17 protein-coding genes are annotated in these 17,417 nt (G+C 67.9%); 8 read left to right on the forward strand and 9 right to left on the reverse strand.

Annotated features, from left to right (window positions below):
* Positions 1-9: 9 nt before the first annotated feature.
* The 4 genes from ABDC25_RS10765 to ABDC25_RS10780 form a co-directional block, all read right to left on the reverse strand.
* Complete coding sequence (locus ABDC25_RS10765; RefSeq protein WP_021198015.1) at positions 10-270, reverse strand: YHS domain-containing protein; 261 nt, start codon at positions 268-270, stop codon at positions 10-12.
* A 20-nt stretch (positions 271-290) separates the two neighbouring features.
* On the reverse strand, positions 291-2,618 hold the full coding sequence (locus ABDC25_RS10770; protein WP_347122920.1) for a heavy metal translocating P-type ATPase: 2,328 nt from the start codon (positions 2,616-2,618) through the stop codon (positions 291-293).
* A 62-nt stretch (positions 2,619-2,680) separates the two neighbouring features.
* Positions 2,681-3,637, reverse strand: a complete 957-nt coding sequence (locus ABDC25_RS10775; RefSeq protein ID WP_347122922.1) for a heavy-metal-associated domain-containing protein — start codon at positions 3,635-3,637, stop codon at positions 2,681-2,683.
* A complete protein-coding gene (locus ABDC25_RS10780; RefSeq protein ID WP_347122924.1) occupies positions 3,637-3,846 on the reverse strand; it encodes a heavy-metal-associated domain-containing protein in 210 nt (69 codons plus the stop codon). The genes ABDC25_RS10775 and ABDC25_RS10780 overlap by 1 nt, the downstream gene beginning before the upstream one ends.
* 209 nt (positions 3,847-4,055) lie before the next feature.
* Here ABDC25_RS10780 and ABDC25_RS10785 point away from each other — a divergent pair, with 209 nt between their 5' ends.
* Positions 4,056-4,997: an HAD family hydrolase gene (locus ABDC25_RS10785; RefSeq protein WP_297554507.1), complete on the forward strand. Its 942-nt coding sequence runs from the start codon at positions 4,056-4,058 to the stop codon at positions 4,995-4,997.
* Positions 4,998-5,025: 28 nt separating this feature from the next.
* On the opposite strand, the gene ABDC25_RS10790 is transcribed toward ABDC25_RS10785, so the two are convergent.
* From ABDC25_RS10790 to ABDC25_RS10800, 3 genes are read right to left on the reverse strand one after another with little or no spacing between them, the layout of a single operon-like run.
* Complete coding sequence (locus ABDC25_RS10790; RefSeq protein ID WP_347122926.1) at positions 5,026-6,384, reverse strand: hypothetical protein; 1,359 nt, start codon at positions 6,382-6,384, stop codon at positions 5,026-5,028.
* Between the two features lie 49 nt (positions 6,385-6,433).
* Positions 6,434-6,775: an SHOCT domain-containing protein gene (locus tag ABDC25_RS10795; protein ID WP_297554513.1), complete on the reverse strand. Its 342-nt coding sequence runs from the start codon at positions 6,773-6,775 to the stop codon at positions 6,434-6,436.
* 1 nt (position 6,776) lies between these two features.
* Positions 6,777-7,211, reverse strand: coding sequence for a DUF6325 family protein (locus ABDC25_RS10800; RefSeq protein WP_021198022.1), 435 nt, complete (start codon positions 7,209-7,211; stop codon positions 6,777-6,779).
* 211 nt (positions 7,212-7,422) lie between these two features.
* Here ABDC25_RS10800 and ABDC25_RS10805 point away from each other — a divergent pair, with 211 nt between their 5' ends.
* Together ABDC25_RS10805 and ABDC25_RS10810 are read left to right on the forward strand one after the other, a co-directional pair.
* Complete coding sequence (locus ABDC25_RS10805) at positions 7,423-7,809, forward strand: SHOCT domain-containing protein (protein ID WP_029258448.1); 387 nt, start codon at positions 7,423-7,425, stop codon at positions 7,807-7,809.
* A gap of 4 nt (positions 7,810-7,813) precedes the next feature.
* On the forward strand, positions 7,814-8,260 hold the full coding sequence (locus tag ABDC25_RS10810; protein ID WP_347122928.1) for a DUF6325 family protein: 447 nt from the start codon (positions 7,814-7,816) through the stop codon (positions 8,258-8,260).
* A gap of 26 nt (positions 8,261-8,286) precedes the next feature.
* On the opposite strand, the gene ABDC25_RS10815 is transcribed toward ABDC25_RS10810, so the two are convergent.
* Together ABDC25_RS10815 and ABDC25_RS10820 are read right to left on the reverse strand one after the other, a co-directional pair.
* Positions 8,287-10,833, reverse strand: coding sequence for a LuxR C-terminal-related transcriptional regulator (locus tag ABDC25_RS10815; RefSeq protein ID WP_347122930.1), 2,547 nt, complete (start codon positions 10,831-10,833; stop codon positions 8,287-8,289).
* A gap of 56 nt (positions 10,834-10,889) precedes the next feature.
* Entirely contained in the window at positions 10,890-11,957 is a 1,068-nt protein-coding gene (locus tag ABDC25_RS10820) for a DUF998 domain-containing protein (RefSeq protein ID WP_084487203.1), read from the reverse strand.
* Between the two features lie 180 nt (positions 11,958-12,137).
* Between ABDC25_RS10820 and ABDC25_RS10825 the strand changes: the two genes are divergently transcribed.
* From ABDC25_RS10825 to ABDC25_RS10845, 5 genes are all read left to right on the forward strand, one after another.
* On the forward strand, positions 12,138-12,971 hold the full coding sequence (locus ABDC25_RS10825) for a mechanosensitive ion channel domain-containing protein (protein ID WP_347122933.1): 834 nt from the start codon (positions 12,138-12,140) through the stop codon (positions 12,969-12,971).
* Between the two features lie 22 nt (positions 12,972-12,993).
* A complete protein-coding gene (locus tag ABDC25_RS10830; RefSeq protein ID WP_347122935.1) occupies positions 12,994-14,136 on the forward strand; it encodes an AI-2E family transporter in 1,143 nt (380 codons plus the stop codon).
* Between the two features lie 195 nt (positions 14,137-14,331).
* Positions 14,332-15,984 carry a solute carrier family 23 protein gene (locus ABDC25_RS10835; protein ID WP_297554530.1) on the forward strand — a complete coding sequence of 551 codons (1,653 nt, stop codon included), beginning with the start codon at positions 14,332-14,334 and terminating at the stop codon, positions 15,982-15,984.
* Positions 15,984-16,655: a GAP family protein gene (locus ABDC25_RS10840; protein ID WP_347122937.1), complete on the forward strand. Its 672-nt coding sequence runs from the start codon at positions 15,984-15,986 to the stop codon at positions 16,653-16,655. Before ABDC25_RS10835 ends, ABDC25_RS10840 begins: the two co-directional genes overlap by 1 nt.
* Positions 16,656-16,700: 45 nt before the next feature.
* On the forward strand, positions 16,701-17,417 hold the full coding sequence (locus tag ABDC25_RS10845; protein ID WP_347122939.1) for a GAP family protein: 717 nt from the start codon (positions 16,701-16,703) through the stop codon (positions 17,415-17,417).

Here is a 17,417-nt window from a genome sequence, read left to right on the forward strand (position 1 = left end):
GTGAAACGGTCAGGCTGCGGCGACGTACTTCGCCGGGTCGGCGTCGAACGCCGGCCCGCATCCTGCGCAGCAGAAGTAGTAGCGGGTGCCCTCGTAGTCACGGAACAGGCCGGCGGCCTCGGCATCCGCGACGACGACCGCGCTGCCGACCATCACCGGGCACTCTGCCATGGCGCCGGAGGGCGACGCCAGCAGATCCTTTCGACCTTCGGCGGAGACCGCACCGTTGCTGGTGACGCTGCAGCAGGATCCTGCGGGGGAATCGGACATGAGATGCTCCTCTTTCGGTTTCAGTGGGTTCCTGCGGGGACTGCCGGTGTCGCGCGTTCCCGCGCCGCACGGCTCCCCGCCGGAGAGGGGTCCGCCGTCTGGCTCCGGAAGGAACGCAGGCGGAGGCTGTTGCCGACCACGAAGACGCTGGAGAACGCCATCGCCGCGCCGGCGAGCATGGGGTTGAGCAAGCCGAGCGCAGCGAGCGGGATCGCCGCGACGTTGTAGGCGAAGGCCCAGAACAGGTTGCCCTTGATCGTGCCCAGAGTCCTGCGGGACAGGCGGATGGCGTCCGCGGCACTGCGCAGATCTCCGCGGACCAGTGTGATGTCGCTGGCCTCGATCGCCGCATCGGTCCCTGTGCCTATCGCGAGCCCCAGATCGGCCTGGGCGAGTGCGGCCGCGTCATTCACGCCGTCCCCGACCATCGCGACGACCTTGCCATCGCGCTGCAGCCGTGTGATCACCTCGACCTTCTCCTTCGGGAGCACCTCGGCGATGACATCGGTGATGCCGACCTCTGCCGCGATCTGCTCCGCCACCGCCCGGTTGTCGCCGGTGAGGAGGACGGGCGTGAGACCCAGACTCTTGAGCTGCGAGATGGCCTGCGCACTGGTCGGCTTCACCGCGTCGGCGACGACGAGCACGCCACGCGCCTCGCCGTCCCACCCGACCGCGATGGCGGTCTTGCCCTGACTCTCGGCCTCCGCTTTCGCGGCAGCGAGCGCGGCGGGCAGGTGCAGCGACCACTCGGCCAACAGCGATTCCCGACCCACGAGCACCGCGTGCCCCTCGATCACGCCCTGAACACCCTTGCCTTCGACGTTGACGAAGTCCTCGGGCACCGGGAGTGCGCCGATCTCCTGAGTCGCGGCTTTCGCCACTGCCTGCGCGATGGGGTGCTCCGACGCGTCTTCCACGGCGCCTGCCAGCCGCAGGAGCTCGCGTCGATCGACGCCCTCCGCGGTGTGCACGGCGGTGAGCGTCATCTTGCCGCTCGTCACGGTGCCCGTCTTGTCGAGCACGACCGTGTCGACCTTGCGGGTGGATTCGAGCACCTCGGGTCCTTTGATGAGGATGCCCATCTGCGCTCCGCGTCCCGTCCCCACCAGCAGAGCGGTCGGTGTGGCGAGGCCCAGCGCGCAGGGGCAGGCGATGATGAGCACGGCGACGGCCGCCGTGAAGGCTGCGGAGGCAGGGAACCCGGCTCCCAGCCATGCCCCGAGGGTGGCGAGGGCGATCGCGATGACGATCGGCACGAAGATCCCGGAGACGCGGTCGGCGAGGCGCTGCACCTCGGCCTTCCCCGTCTGCGCGTCCTCGACCAGCTTCGCCATCTGCGCCAGCTGCGTGTCGGAGCCGACACGGGTCGCCCGGATGACCAGGCGGCCGCCGGCGTTCACGGTCGCGCCGGTCACGGCGTCCCCTTCACCGACCTCGACCGGCACCGACTCGCCGGTCAGCATCGAGGCATCGACGGCCGAGGTCCCGGAGACGATGACCCCGTCCGTGGCGATCTTCTCACCGGGGCGTACGACGAACTCATCGCCCGGCTGGAGGTCGGCCGTGGGAATCCGCTTCTCGATACCGTCGCGGATCACGGCGACGTCCTTGGCTCCGAGTTCGAGCAGCGCGCGCAGCGCGGCCCCGGCCTGACGCTTGGAGCGCTTCTCGAAGTAGCGCCCGGCGAGGATGAACATCGTCACCCCCGCCCCCACCTCGAGGTAGATGTTCGCGGCGCCGTCACTCGGAGCCACGGTCAGCTCGAACGGGTGCGTCATCCCGGGGACTCCTGCAGTCCCGAAGAACAGGGCGTAGAGCGACCACAGCAATGCGGCGATGGTCCCCATCGAGATCAGGGTGTCCATGGTCGCTGCGCCGTGGCGCAGGTTCGTCCACGCCGCCTTGTGGAACGGCCACGCCGCCCACACGATGACGGGACCGGCGAGCGCGAGTGAGAGCCACTGCCAGTACATGAACTGGAGCGCCGGGATCATCGCCATCGCGATGACCGGGACCGTCAGGACGATCGAGGCGATGAGCCGGTGCTTGAGACTCGTGAGTTCGGCATCGGGGGCATCGCCCGCATCGTCCTGACCCGTCTCGGCTTCGGGCGCACGAAGGGCGGCGGTGTATCCGGTCTTCTCCACCTCCGCGATGAGCAGAGCAGGATCGAAGCCGGCCGGGGCGGTCACCTTGGCCTTCTCCGTGGCATAGTTCACGGTGGCCGTGACGCCGTCGATCCGATTCAGCTTCTTCTCGATCCGCATCGCGCACGATGCGCAGGTCATGCCGCCGATCTCCAGCTCCACGCTGGCCGGTGCGGCCGCGGACTGCGTGTCCGTCATGATGATCTCCTCGATACTTGCGCTCCGCCTCCGAGGACGCGGAAAGAGTGGGGTCGTGCGGTTCAGTGCCCGCCGTGGTCGTCGCCCGTGTCGTTCGACGACAGGTCGGCGGGAACCGCATCGAGGACGAACGGCGCGGTGTGGACCTTCCCGTCGACCTGGAAATCGAGGTAGAGCAGGTACCTGCCGGCGGTCGGAGCCTGCGCGGTGAAGACAACCTCGGGACCGGCGACCTCACCCGGTTCGGGCTCATCTCCGTGCGCGTGCACGTGCAGGTAGGCCAGGTCTCCGTCACGGAGTGCGACCAGATGCCCGAACGCACCCAAATAGGGCTCGAGCGTGGTGACGGGTACCCCGTCCCGAGCGATCTCGACCGTCAACTCGCTCCCGGCACCTGCGACGAGGTCACCACTGATCGACACGTCGAATCCATCGACGGTGGCGGTGGACCGCGTCTCGGCCGGAGGCTGCGGCGTGAAGGGCCCGCCCACATCGACGGTCCGTGAGAGCGTCACCCCGGGCCCGTCCGATGCGGTGAAGTCGGCGTACACACGGTACGTACCCGCAGCCTCCCAGGTCCATGGCAGCGACCAGGCCCCCGTCCCGACATCGAGCACGGGATGCACATGCCGATATCGGCTGCCGTCACTACGCACCACGATCAGGTGAAGCTGCTTGCCGTGGGCCGTCTCGTACGAGGTGACCGGCTCGCCCTCGGGCCCTCGCACCACGAAGGAGAGCTCCCCCGCGGTCCCGGTCTCCCCCGGGGCCGAGATCGCGCCGATGGTGTATCCGGATGCGGCGATCATCACTCCACTCACGTCTGTCCCCTGCTCTTTCCCGTTATCCGTGTTCTGCGTGGCGAGTTCCGCCGACTGCTCATCGTGGCCGGCTCCCCCGCGCTCCATCCAGGAGGCCACAGCGCTGTCGGGAACGACGGCGCCGGCCACCGCGAACGCGATCCCGAAGACCACCACGAGACCCGCGCCGTAGAGGCCGAGACGGCCTGCGGTGTTCATCAGGCGGGTACTGCCTGGTAACCCGCCTCGTCGACCGCCGCGAGGATCGCCGCGTCGTCGAGGGGCTCTGCGCTCGTCACGACGAGCCTGCCGGTCTGAGCGCTGATGTCGATCGCATCGACACCGGGAATCTGGCTGACTTCGCCGCGGATAGCGACCTCGCAGTGGCCGCAGCTCATTCCGCTCACCTGGTACTCGCTCGTGTTCATGAGGGTTCCTTTCTCGATTCAGCATACCCGGGTGGGGTACTCCTTCGTGTCAACCCTATACCCTCCTGGGGTATTCCGCTCACGCGGTGATCTCCGTGTTCGACCGCGCGGACCATCGCCCCGGCGGGGTGATGTCAGCCTGTCGAGAACCGCGGGACGATGCCACGCTGATGCTTCCGCCGGCATTCGAAGAGACGCGAGGATCGCACATGACCGCTCACCCTTCCCTCCCCTCCTGGCGCGACACCCGCACACGCCGAGACATCGAGGCTTTCGTCGCCTCCGTGACATCGGGGCCAGACGCCGTTCCCGTCGAGGAGCGCATCGCGGTGTTCGACAACGACGGGACCCTGTGGTCGGAGAAGCCGATGATCACACAGCTGCACTTCGTCGTGGAGCAGTGGCGTGCGGCTGCGGAGCGGGCACCGGAGCTCGCCGAGAGGCAGCCGTATCTCGCAGCCGTGAGCGGCGACTTCGCGTGGCTGGGAGCGGCGATCGACAAGCACTACGGTGGTGACGACTCCGACCTCGGGATCATCATCCAGGCGCTGGTCGGGCTCACGGATGGAATGAGCGTGGAGGACTACGCGGCGTCGGTGGCGGAGTTCTACCGTACCGCGCAGCATCCGACGTTGCAGCGCCCCTACGCCGAGACCGTGTATCAGCCGATGGTCGAGTTGCTCAGGTTTCTGGAGCACCACGGCTTCACCTGCTACATCGTCTCGGGAGGTGAGCGTGACTTCATGCGTCCGATGACGCAGGCCAACTACGGGATCCCCCCGGAGCGCGTGGTGGGGTCGGCCTTCGGTCTCGCGTGGGACGATGCAGAGGCGACCGTGCGGTACTCGTCCTCCTTGGCCTTCTTCGACGACGGTCCCGAGAAGCCGATCCGCATCTGGACCCGCATCGGCCGGCGCCCCCTGTTCGTGGGGGGCAACTCCAACGGCGATACGGCGATGATGGACTTCGCACGCCGAGGACCGCGGCCGGGTTTCGCACTCCTCGTCCACCACGACGACCCGTCACGCGGCGACATCCCCTACGACGCGGGCGCCGAGAAGGCCCTCGCGGATGCTGCGGACAAGGGCTACACCGTCGTGAGCGTCAGAGACGACTGGGAGAAGGTCTTTCCGGACTCCGCGCGCGCGTGAGATGCCGTGGAGAACGCCCGTCGGAGACTCACCGTCGGGCGTTCTCCGCGTCGGCCGGTTCCGTTTCCTCCGTCTCTTCGACCAGTGGCTCTTCCCTCGGGGAAACGATCGCTGCGCCCGGGGGCCGCCTGAGCAGCTCGACCACGATGGCGAAGACGAGCAGTCCGACGGTCACCCCGAACACCACACCGAACGAGACCGGTCTCGACGCCATGAGGATGAGGAGCGCGAGCACCAACCCGACCAGAAGGATCGGACCGTGGAAGCGATCGACCGCGAGGCCGAATCGTCCGGTCGACAGGCCTCGTCGTTCCCAGGTGCTCCGGACCGCCGTGAAGCCGCTCTCCAGGATTCCGCGTGTCACCACGGCGCTGCGGCTCGATCCGGCCAGCCACGCCCACACGGCGACGAGCACTCCGACCAGGGCCAGTGCCACGATCGTCGAGCTCAGCAGCGACGTGACTTCGTCGAACAGCGACTGCGCGGCCGCCGCCGTCATGATCGACGGGCTCACGGCGCCGATGAAGAACGTTCTTCCGATGCCCATCCCCGCCGACAGGAGCAGGAACGCGACGGCGAATCCCGCGCTGGTCCAGAAGAGAGCACGCGCGCGGTTCCTCGCGAGGAGGATGCCGACGACGACGAGACCGAGAACGACCCATGGCAGCCAGAATCCGGCGGCCACCGCGATCTGATAGATCGTGCGCACCAGGACGAGGGCATCCGCCTGGGCGATGGGAACCGATCGGTCGATCTCCGGGATGAGGTCGGCGAACCCGACACCGCGCTCCGTCAGCACCGCCTTGACGCGGTCGACGACCTGACCCAGGTCGATCGAGAGAACCCCGTCGTCTGCGAGCTGCAGGGCGGTGTCAGGGCTGTTCTGCAGGATCGCGACGGCACGTTCATGAGTGATGCGCAGCGTCTGCGCCCAGATGTCGGCGAACTGGTCCGATGCCACGACGTCATGGATGACACCGTCGACGAGGGAGGTCAGCCCGCTGGCCGCCGGAGCCTCCAGCAACGACAGGGCGGAGGAGGCACGGGGCGGAAGGTCGAGTTCGCGGATCCCGTCGAACACCTCGCCGACGATCGCGTCGAAGTCCACCTGCTCGTGGATCGCCGAGCTGACCTGATCCGCGACGAAGTCCTGTACGTCCGGGTCTTCGGCCAGAGGCGCGAAGGTCGCGACGAACCGATCGGCATCGACGAGCTGCAGGCGCGCCCAGGTGCCCATCGCGGCGACCGGGGCCATCAGCACCGCGAGGGTCAGCACGATCCCCGCGACGATGCTTCTGGCCACCGGACGCCGACGGGGCTTCTTGAGCGTCTCGTTCTCCTGTTCGAGAAGCAGGACACGCGCTCGCAGATCGTCCAGTTCGCTCATTCGTCCTTCTCGTTTCGGCCATCCCGCAGACGACGAATCATCGGTGTGTTCAGCTCAGGAGCTTCTGCTTCGCCGCGGCGAACTCGGCCTCGGAGAGGACGCCGGAGTCCTTGAGGGACGCGAGCTGCTGCAGTTTCGCGATCAGGTCGTCCCCCTGCGCGGGCGCGGCCGGAGGCGGAGACGAGTACTGCGAAGCGGCGTTCTGAGCCGCGGCGTCGATCTGCGCCTGCTGCTGCGCGGCTTCGTACTGCTGCTGCTCGTACTCTCCCTGCGCACGCTCCTGCTGATGCCGCGACATCGCCCCGCCGATGGCGGTCGCGGTCCCGGCCACCACTGCCGTCCGGGCGGCGAGGCCGATCAGTCCGGGGCGACCGAATCTTCTCAAGGGCATGTCATTCACCTTCCTGATCGAGGATGTCCATCATGGCGTTCACCACGGGCGCCGGAACACGCTCGGTGCGCAGCACCTGTCCGCCCGCCGCGGCGAGATTCTGTGCGAGCGTGCGAGCGAACGCGAGTTCCAGGACGACCAGGGCAGCCGACTGTCCCGGGGCGAGCGCGCCCGCCAACGACTCGACGTCCTCTTCGCCCGCAAGACCCGCCGCGATCGGCTCGAAGTCGCCGAGGTCCAGGACTCCGTCGTCGTCGTCGAGCTCGACGATCTCGACCTTCCCGGTCTCCGACTTCGCGAGCACGACGAAGTCGAGCAGGCGCACGATCCCGCTGTCGACGAGGTCGGTCAACGCGCGGAACGTCGCGGGGTCCGGCCGGGTTCCTTCGAACCCGACGAGATAGAACTCGGCGGGACCGAAACGGAAATCATTCATGGATGGTCCTCTCTCACGGGGCACACGGCCACGACTGTGCACCATGCTCGCATCGCCGCGCCCGGTGCGGGCCGCTCTCTCACCCCGAGCGGATGAGACCCTCACCCCGCCGGTCGTGCGGGGTCGCCCGATCAGGGTGAGCGACTCCCCCACGCGAAGATGCGTCCTGTCACGATCGCCGTACGCAGTCACTCGACGAAAGAGGTGCGACATGTCCATCTGGGACAGTTTCTGGGACATCATCTGGTGGTTCTTCTGGGTATTCGTGTTCGTCTCCTACCTGATGGTGCTCTTCAACATCGTCGCCGACCTGTTCCGCGACCACACGCTCAACGGCTGGTGGAAGGCCGTGTGGATCATCTTCCTCATCTTCGTCCCCTTCCTCACGGCGCTCGTCTACCTGATCGCGCGCGGCAGAGGCATGGGCGAGCGGAGTGTCTCCGCCTACAGGGACCAGCAGCAGGCAGCCGACTCCTACATCCGCAGCGTCGCCGGCTCCAGCCCGAGCGACGAGATCGACAAGGCATCGAAGCTGCTCGCCGCGGGGACCATCACCCCCGACGAGTTCGCGGCCATCAAGACCCGCGCTCTGAGCTGAGGCCGTGGTCGAGGTGGTCGATGTGACGACTCTGCAGGCGCTCGGCGACGTCGAGTTCGTCGCCGTGCACCTCGAGGGCGACCGCCTCGGCCCGAACGTCCTCGAGGCCCTGCTGCGACAGGTGGAGGCCGGCGCCATCCGCCTCCTCGACTTCCTGATGATCGAGCGGCTCGACCTCGAGGAGCACCGGATCGTCGAGGTCGACCGTGACGAGTTCGCACTCGCCGGCCTCGCCCTCGAGACTCCCGGTCTCATCGGCGAGGACGACGCTCGTCACTTCGCGGCGACGGTTCCCCTCGGCGCACTCGCGGCGCTCATCCTGGTGGAGCCGATCTGGGTCGAGCGGTTCGCCCGTGACGTCGACCACCGAGAGGACCGCATCCTCGCGACCCAGCCGATACCGGCGTCGATCGCGAACACGATCCTCTCGTCGGCACTGCACCAGGTGTGAGGCCTCCTGCCGGGCCGCCGTCGACGTCAGACGGTGGTCCGCACGGCCTCACGTCGCGACGACACCCCGAGTTTGCGGTAGATCGCTCGCTGGTGGGTCTTCACGGTGTTGATCGACACCGCCAGCTCCCGCGCGATCTCCTGCAGCGTACGCGCCGTCTGGAGCTGCTGGAACACATCACGCTCACGTTCCGAGAGCGCGTCCACGAGCGACCCGGCCGTATCCGTGGCGAGACACCTGCCGATGAAGTCCTCGAACTGCGTGCCGAAATGCACATGCTCTCCCAACAGCTTGCGCACCGCTGTCTCGCGCGGGCCGAAGGGAAGGCGGATGTTCTCCCCCGCCGCGACGGCGACGGCAGCCTCGCACAGTTCGTGCGCCTCCTCATGGTGCCCGCCATGACGGCGTAGGAGAGCTGCCGTGATGAGCGTCGCCGACTTCACGTACGACACCTCGCTGAATGCCCGCAGGGATCGCAGCATCTCCAACGCCGCCGAGTACTCGCCTGACCGGCGGAACACCCCTGCCAGTGCGACGTTGACGACGGGGAGGTCGGGGCAATGGACATACCTGCGCGCGATCCGCATCGCCCGGTCCTGCCGGCCGACCGCCTCTTCGAGCAGGGCGACCGATGATTCGCGGAACGCCGGCCAGGAGATGCCGTGCACGACCTCCAGCGGGATGTCCTGGATGCCGATCGCCGCGCGACGGCAGGCGGCGACGTCTCCGGTCTCCGCCGCTGCATAGGCGATCATCATTCGCGCCACGCTCGTGAACGAGCGATCGGAGCTGCCGTTGGCGATCACCGTCCCGAACTCGCGGATGGCGTCGACGAGCTCCCCCGACCAGTAGGAGACGAATCCCGCGGCCGCCGCGGCGCTGCCGCCGGCGTAGGTGCTCCAGGGCAGACCGACGTCCTCCTCCTCGTGCACACGGATGAGCGACTGCCGGGCCTCGGTGAGGCGACCCGCCCACGTCTGCCCGAAGGCGAGGTGTCCCGATGCCCGTTTCGCGAGTTCCCGATCTCCGGAGCCGCGTGCCTCCCTGGCCGCCGCGGAGAAGTACTCGAGCGGGATCAGGGGATTGCCGCGATGCCGGATCTCGGTCCATCCCAGCAGGTAGTTGAGCGCGGCGCGGTCGCTCAGCTCCGTCGAATCGTCATCGAGCAGCATCTGCCGCACCGTGGCGCTCGCGCTCGCGACCTCCGCGCGCTCATCGGCGATGAACAGTCGGGCGATCTGGAGCACCACAGGCTCATCGGGTTCGGCCGATCGCGCGATCGACGCCTCCGCACGCCGGAACAACTCGCGCGCCACGCGATGGTCACCGAACACATCGCTCGCGCAGGCGCGCACGAGCAGCACCTGGGCGTCGTCGGGCGTGCGTCGCAGCATCTCGGTCGCGGTGCGCTCGACCTCGTCCGCCCTCGCCCCGACCACGAGCCCGAGCCAGTGCCGAAGAAGGGTCGAGCGCGCAGCGAGGAAGTCGAACGCCTGGAGCGAATGCGCGATCGACGCCGTCGGATCCGTCGGTTCCAGGGCGGCGGCGGCGCGCCTGTGGCATTCTTTCGCGCGCGCTGCATCCTGGCCCAGGATCTCGGCGCATCGTCGTGCGAAGGCGGCATGCCATCGATACACGACGCCCTGTGGACTCTCGAACCGGTCGAGGAACAGACCGAGCCGTACGCAGGTCTCGAGCAGCGTGACGGTGTCGGGGCGCCCGGTGACAGCGGCGGCGAGTTCGGGGGTGAGTTCTCCGCAGACGCTCGCCTTGAGCACGAAGTCCGCGACGTCGGGAGGAAGGCTCCCGAGCACATGCTCCCTCACGTAGCTGCCCAGGAAACTCGAGGCGCTCTGCGGCCGCGCGTCGGGTCTTGCTCCGCCGATCATCATCAGTCTGACGGCGATCGGCCACCCCTGAGTCTCGTCGAGGATCGTCTCGGGTTCGAGGTGGGCCGCGTCCCCGTCGAGCAGCAGTCGAACCTCCTCTCCCGTGAAGCTGAGGGTGTCGACGCCGACGAAGGCCTCCGGGTGCATCAGCCGATGACGGGAGAGCGTCAGCTCGAGCAGGGTCGTCCCTACCAGGACGACGTGCAGACTCTCCGGCGCCTGCTCGGCGAGCATGCCGAGAAGTCCCCTGCGCCATTCCTCGCCCGCGCGCTGCGCATCGTCGACGATCAGGTGCATACGCTCGTCCGAATTTCCCAACGCCCGGCAGATCTCCTGGTACGCCCGGTCCGGATCCTCCAGATCACGGTCGAGATCGAGAGGACGGCCGGAACGCTCGGCGCCGGTGAGCAGCGCGTTCACGACCCCCTGAGTCAACCGGGACGGGTCGGAGTCGAACGTGTGGAGTCCGAGCCACGCGACCCGATCGACACCCGAGGCCCAATCGGCGACCGCGGTCGTCTTCCCGAATCCGCTCGGGGCGCTGATCACCGTCAACTGCGCGTTCACGACGGCCGCCCCTATCGCTGCGCTCACCCGATCACGACGGATCGCGCCGGGCTGGGGAGCCGGTGGCCGGAATCGCACCGTGGGTCCCGGCCTCGTCGAGCGTACGGGGTGCGACATGGCACCAAAGCTAGTGGCGTGCCGGATACCCCTCAAGGGCATCCTCCGGGTGATCTTTAGTCGCCCGTCCTCGCTCCCTCGTCTCGTTTGAGGGCATCAGCGGTGCGGATGAAGAGGATGATCCAGGTGAACACGACGGTCCCGGCCACCAGTTCCACGGCAGTGAGCGTGTAGTAGCCGACGGCGAAGAACACCGCCAGAACCACGATCAGGAGAGTGAAGACGTAACCCAGCAGCAGGAAGGTGCGCGAGACTCCGGGCACCCACCAGCGCATCGCGACGACGAGCACGGCGAACGCGACGACCATTCCCGACGCCACCGCGGTGTGGAGCGCGAAGTGCTCATCGACGGGGAACACGCCGACCATGCCGAGGAAGAGCCCGACGATGATGAGGCAGGTCCGCACCGAGGTCACTCCGCGCGGGTGCGGGGTGGGGATGCCCCTCGTCGCGTAGCGGGCGAGCGTGGTCACGAGGATCCCGGCGACGATCAGAGTGAGGTTGAACGCCCGCGCCGAGAGGTCGTCGGTCATGCCGAGCGCGCTGAGGTTCTCCTTCCACCACTGCGGGTCGCTCGCCGTCAGCATGCTCGCCAGGATCCCGAGGACCAGGAACACCGCGAGGACCGTCGCCAGCAGCTGCAGGTCCAGATGGGTCGCGGAGTAGTAGGTCACGTAGGCGGTGAGCCCGCTCGCGGCGCCGGCGAGCATCAAGACGGGCACGGGGTAGACGACGGCTCCGATCAGACCCGCTTCGATGATCGTCGCAGCGAGCGTCCACCCGAGCAGGGCGATGATGGCGTGCGCGAAGGCGAAGGCCGCGATGTCGATGATGTCGAGCACCCCGAGCCGCCTGTGCCTCTCGGGATCGGCGGCGATGACGCGACCCAGCACGAAGACGACGACCGCAGTGACCGCGGATGCCAGTGCCGCGAACTGCCCGAGCGAGTCGGGGCCGGAGATGGGCGCCGACCGCAGACGGAACACCACGAGGGCCACGAGCGCTGCGACGACGAAGGCGAAGATCGAGATCTGGAGACCGATGGCCTCCCGCGCCCGTTCGCGGGTCGCGCCGTGCGAGCGGGCTGCCGTGAGGAGATCCGGCGATGGGGGCGTCGTCGACATGCCCTCAGTCTCCGATGCTGCGGAAGCGCGGACGAACATCGTTCATCCTCAACGGGCGATACCGACCAGCCGTGCTCCGCGCTCACCCCCTCCGGATGAGAGGGATCCTCCGCGGCGAGCGCGCGCGCCGCATCCTGGTCGGATGATGCGCTGGAGCCCCCGATCGAGTGGTCGGCGAACGTGACGCTGGACGCTCTGTTCCCCGATGGGCTCTCGCCGTGGCAGATCGTGCTGGCGGTGCTGTCCATCCTCATCGGTTGGCTGCTCTCCCGCTTCGCCCGGAAAGGCGTGCTCAAGCTGACGACACGGACGCCGGGCATCTCCGACTCGGTCGCGCAGTTGGCGGCACGCTTCACTCAATACGCCCTGCTCCTGGTGGGCATCGGCGTCGGGCTGGCCTTCCTCGGGGCGAACGTGCAGCCGCTCCTGGCCATGACGGCCATCGCCGTGGTCGTCCTGATCCTCGTGCTCCGCGGCGTCGCCGACAATTTCGCGGCCGGGGTGCTCATCCAATCCCGCCAGTCCGTGAAGATCGGGGAGGAGATCGAGATCGACGGCCCCGACGGGCCGATCCGCGGCGTCGTCCAGGAGCTCAACGGACGCGCGGTGCTCCTGGCGACGGTCGACGGCAGGACGGTGCATGTACCGAACGCCACGCTCCTCACCGGGGTTCTGGTGAACGACTCCCGTCACGGCGCGCGTCGCAGCGCGGTGGACATCCGGGTCGCGAGAGAAGAGGGGATCGCCGTGGATGATGTCATCGCGATCATCTCCCGTGCCGCCGGCGAGGTCGAGGGCGTTCATGCCCGTGAGCATCCCGGCGTGTCGTTCGCCTCGATCTCTCCGACACGATGGATGCTCACCCTTCGGATCTGGCACCACCCGCTGCACGGATCGGCCGTGATGTCGGCGACGGTCCGCGGCGTGGCCGAGGCGCTGGAATCCGCCGGGGTGAGAGCGGTCGTCACCCCCCGGCAAGGCCCGGCACCGCTGGTCGCACCGGAGCCGTTCTGAGCTCGTCGACTACGCTGTCCGCGTGACCACCTCGCCTGCGCCGGAGCGCGCCCCCGACCGGATGCTCTCCCCCAGTCTGCGGGTGCTGCTCATGCTCGCGGCCAGCGCGGTGGCTCTGGCCGGCGTCTACTTCGCCCGTGACCTCTTCGGGCCCATCGCGCTGGCGATCGTCATCGTGGTCATCTGCGAGCCCCTCCGTCGCCCTCTCGATCGACGCGGTTGGCCGCAGTGGGCGAGCACGACCGCGGTCATCGCAGTCGCGTATCTGATCCTCCTGATCATGGGAGCACTGCTCTGGCTCGCAGGTACGCAGTTCGCCCGTCTGATCGGCGACCTGGTGTCGGAAGGCGGTCTGGCAACGACCGTCGACGACCTCGTGGCGTGGCTGCAGTCCCTCGGCCTGGACGAGGAGGCCTCGGACGCCGCAGCGTCGGTCCTCGACCCCACCACGCTGCTCGGGCTCGCACGGAGCATAGGGGGAACCGTGGTCAGCGTCGCGACGGCCCTGTTCTTCGTGTGCGCCTACATCATCTTCATGGCGGTGGATGCCGCTCGTTACCGCCAGGCGCCCGCGATCTTCGGCGCGACCAAGGGCGCGGTGATCGCGCGGATCTCGCGTCTCAACACCGGCGTCCGCCGTTACTACATCGTCAACGCGAGCTTCGGCGCGATCGTCGCGATCATCGACGGTCTCGCACTGTGGTGGATGGGCGTTCCGGCTCCGGTCGTCTGGGCGATCCTGGCGTTCGTGACGAACTTCATCCCGAACATCGGCTTCGTCCTCGGCCTCGTCCCTCCGGCGATCCTGGCGTTCGTCGTCGGCGGCTGGCCGCTGCTGCTCGGAGTGGTCGCGGTCTACTGCATCGTCAACGTGGTCCTCCAGGTGCTCGTCCAGCCGAAGTTCGTCAGCGATGCGGTCGATCTCAGTCTGACGCTCAGCTTCTTCTCGGTGATCTTCTGGACCTTCATCATCGGTCCCCTCGGGGCGATCCTGTCGATCCCGCTCACCCTGCTGGCGCGGACGCTCGTCTTCGAGGGCGATCCCGATGCGACTTGGCTGCGCTGGCTCTCCGGAGACCGCACCGCGGTTCCCGTGGCGCCGGAGCCGGAGCCGGTCGAGCCTGCGCGACGACGTCGCCGACGTCGTGCGCCTCGTCGCCGCTGACGTCTCCGCACCTGCCTCTTCCCCACTGCTGCGCCCGCACGACCTCGCTGTGCCCGCACCTCCCCCGTAAATCACCAGGGGTGAGGTTGCCGTCGAGACGTGGTCCCGAGAACGTTCCCGGTGGGATCGTGGAGGCGGGAGCGCTCGACGGGGGCGCCGGCGGATGGAGGCGATGTGCAACGTCCACTCGCGGGATTGACCAGGCGCAACTTCGTCACGGAGCTCACCGCCGGGGTCACCCTGCTCGCCATCGCGATCCCGTTGAACATCGGCTACGCCCAGATCGCCGGCCTCCCGCCCACCGCCGGCCTCTACGCCCTGATCGTTCCCACGATCGTGTACGCGCTGATCGTCTCCTCCCGACAGCTGGTCGCGTCACCGGACGCGGCAGCCGCCGCGCTCGTCGCGTCCTCGATCGGCGGCCTCGCCGCCGCCGGCAGTGCCGACTACGCCACTCTCGCGCTGGCCCAGGCGATCATCTGCGGCGTCATGTTCGTGCTCCTCGCGATCTTCAAACTGGGCTTCCTCGCGAACTTCCTCTCCAAACCGATCCTCGTGGGTTTCGTCGGCGGGCTGGCGCTCGACATCATGGTCAGCCAGGTGGCGAAGATGCTCGGCGTCAAGATCGACTCCGGCAAGGACTTCATCGGGAAACTGGTCGACCTCGTCGGAGGGTTCACCACGGTCAACGGCTGGGCCGTCTTGATCTCCGTGTGCGCGGTCGCCGTGCTGCTGCTGGGACGCAGATTTCTCCGCGCCGTCCCTTGGGCACTGATCGTCCTGGTGGCGACCACGCTCGTCGTCGTCGTGACCGGACTCGATCAGCAGGGCGTCGACGTCCTCGGCGAGGTTCCGGCAGGACCGCCCGTGCTCACGTGGCCGATGATCGACTGGTCGCTCTGGCTCATGCTGATTCCCTCCGCGATCGCCTTGACCCTGGTCACGACGGCCGAGGGCCTGCTGGTGTCGCGGTCATACTCCGAGAAACACGGCTACCCGTTCCACGCGAACCGGGATCTCCTCGCATTCGGCGCGTCGAACATCGTCGCCGGCGCGCAGGGCAGCTTCGCCGTCGGCTCGTCGACCTCCCGCACTGCGGCGATGGATCAAGCGGGTTCGCGTACGCAGTTCCCCGCGTTGATCCTCGCCGCAGGCACCCTGCTGCTGCTCCTGTTCGGCACGGCACTCCTGGCCGACATCCCGTCGCCGGCCATCGGCGCGATCGTCGGAGTCGCGATCATCCCGCTGCTCGGCATCCGCGACTTCATCGACCTGTGGCGCAAGGACCGGTTCGAGTTCCTCATCGGCGCGACCTGCTTCCTCGTCACGCTTCTGATCGGCTCGATCCCGGGCATCCTGGTGGCGTTCGTGCTCGCGCTCATCAACATCGCCAAACGCGCGTCGAATCCCGCGATCGACGTGCTCGAATCCAGCGGAGATCCCGGCGAGTCGCTGCTCGAAGACGCTCCGGCCGGAAACGTCACGGCACCGGGAGTGATCGTCATCCGGCTGGCCGCTCCGCTGTTCTTCGCCAACGGTGCCGTGTTCTCGAGCGCCGTGAAAGACGCCATCTCGTCTGCTGGCCACGGCCGTGTCCAACACCTCGTCGTCGATATGGAAGCCGTCACCGATGTGGACGTGACCGGCGCGGAATCGTTCGTCGCCCTCAAGCACTGGCTCGCCGGTCAGTCGGTCTCCCTCGCTTTCAGTCGAGTGCGGCCGAACACACTGCACCGCCTGACCGAGCTCGGACTCCTCGAGGCGGAAGACGTCTACGCCACCAACCGCGAAGCGATCACGAATCTGGCTCCGTCGACGACGGGGTCGACTCCAGAGAAAGGTCACTGATGGGAACCGTCATCGGAGAGATCCTCCCCCTCGCGCTCGGGGTCGCGATCAGCCCGATCCCGATCATCGCGGCGATCCTCATGCTGCTCTCGCCCAAGGCGCGCATCACCAGTGTCGGCTTCCTCCTCGGGTGGGTGATCGGGATCGTCGTCGCCGTCACCGTGTTCACTCTCCTGTCGTCGATCCTGCCGGCGGACGACCCTGATGCCTCACGGCCGATCCGTGGTGTGGTGCAGCTCGTCCTGGGGCTGCTGCTCTTCCTCCTCGCCTTCGGACAATGGCGCAAGCGCCCCAAGCCCGGTGAGGACGCGGCGCTGCCGAAGTGGATGAAGGCCATCGACACGGTCACCTTCCCCGTGGCGTTCGGCCTCGGATTCCTCCTGTCCGCCGTGAACCCCAAGAACCTGATCATGGCCGCCGGCGCGGGCACGGACATCGGGGGCGCGGCCCTTCCGCTCGGGTCCGCCGTCGTGGTCGTCGTCATCTACACGCTCATCGCCTCATCGACGGTGCTGATCCCGGTCGTCGGCTACCTCGTCGCAGCCGAGCGTCTCCGTGCGCCCTTGGACGCCCTGCGCGGGTGGCTGGCGGCGGAGAACGCCGTCATCATGGCCGTCCTGCTCCTGGTGATCGGCGTATCGATGATCGGCAAGGGAATCGGCAGTTTCTAGAACCAGGATCGGCCGGGGCGCCCGGCCCGCAGAAGGGACGCGCACGTGGGAGAACTGATACTCGCGCTCGTCCCGGTCGCTCTCGGTGTGGTCCTGAGCCCGCTCGCGATCATGGCGCTCGTCGCCGTTCTCCTCTCGCGCAATGCGCGGATGAACGGCATCACGTACCTGGTCGGGTGGTTCCTCGGTCTGGGCGGGCTCATGGCCCTGTGCCTCTGGCTGTTCCCCCTGCTCGCGGTGCACGAGCTCGGTGAGCCTCCGCTGTGGGTCCCGATCGTGCGCGTCCTCCTCGGCTTGTTCCTGATCGGGTCTGCCGTCTGGGTGTACCGAAAGGGGCGCGCACACATCGTACAGATGGCCGCGGCGTCATCACCGCGCGAAGTCGTCGCCGCATCACCCCAGCTCCCGGGCTGGCTGCACTCCGTGGAGTCCTTTCGGCCTGGGCGGACCCTGCTTCTGGGACTCGGGCTCTTCGTGCTCAATCCGGTCGATGCCTCGTGCGCTATCCTCGCCGCGCTCGACATCTCGTTGTCGGACGTCGACCGGAGCACCGGCCTGTGGGTCGCTGTCGTCTTCGTCATCATCGGGACGCTCCCCATCGCGCTGCCCGTGCTGTACGTGGTGGTCCGCGGCGCCGACGCCCAGCCGCTCCTCGATCGCGTGCGGGCGTGGATAGCCGGGAACACGCATGTCCTGAACGCCGCGCTGCTCCTGGTCATCGGTGCCCTTCAGCTCGAGAAGGGGATCGCTGCCTTGCTCTGA

The organism is Microbacterium sp. SY138, from assembly GCF_039729145.1.
In the GTDB taxonomy this organism is placed as follows: Bacteria; Actinomycetota; Actinomycetes; order Actinomycetales; family Microbacteriaceae; genus Microbacterium; species Microbacterium maritypicum_A.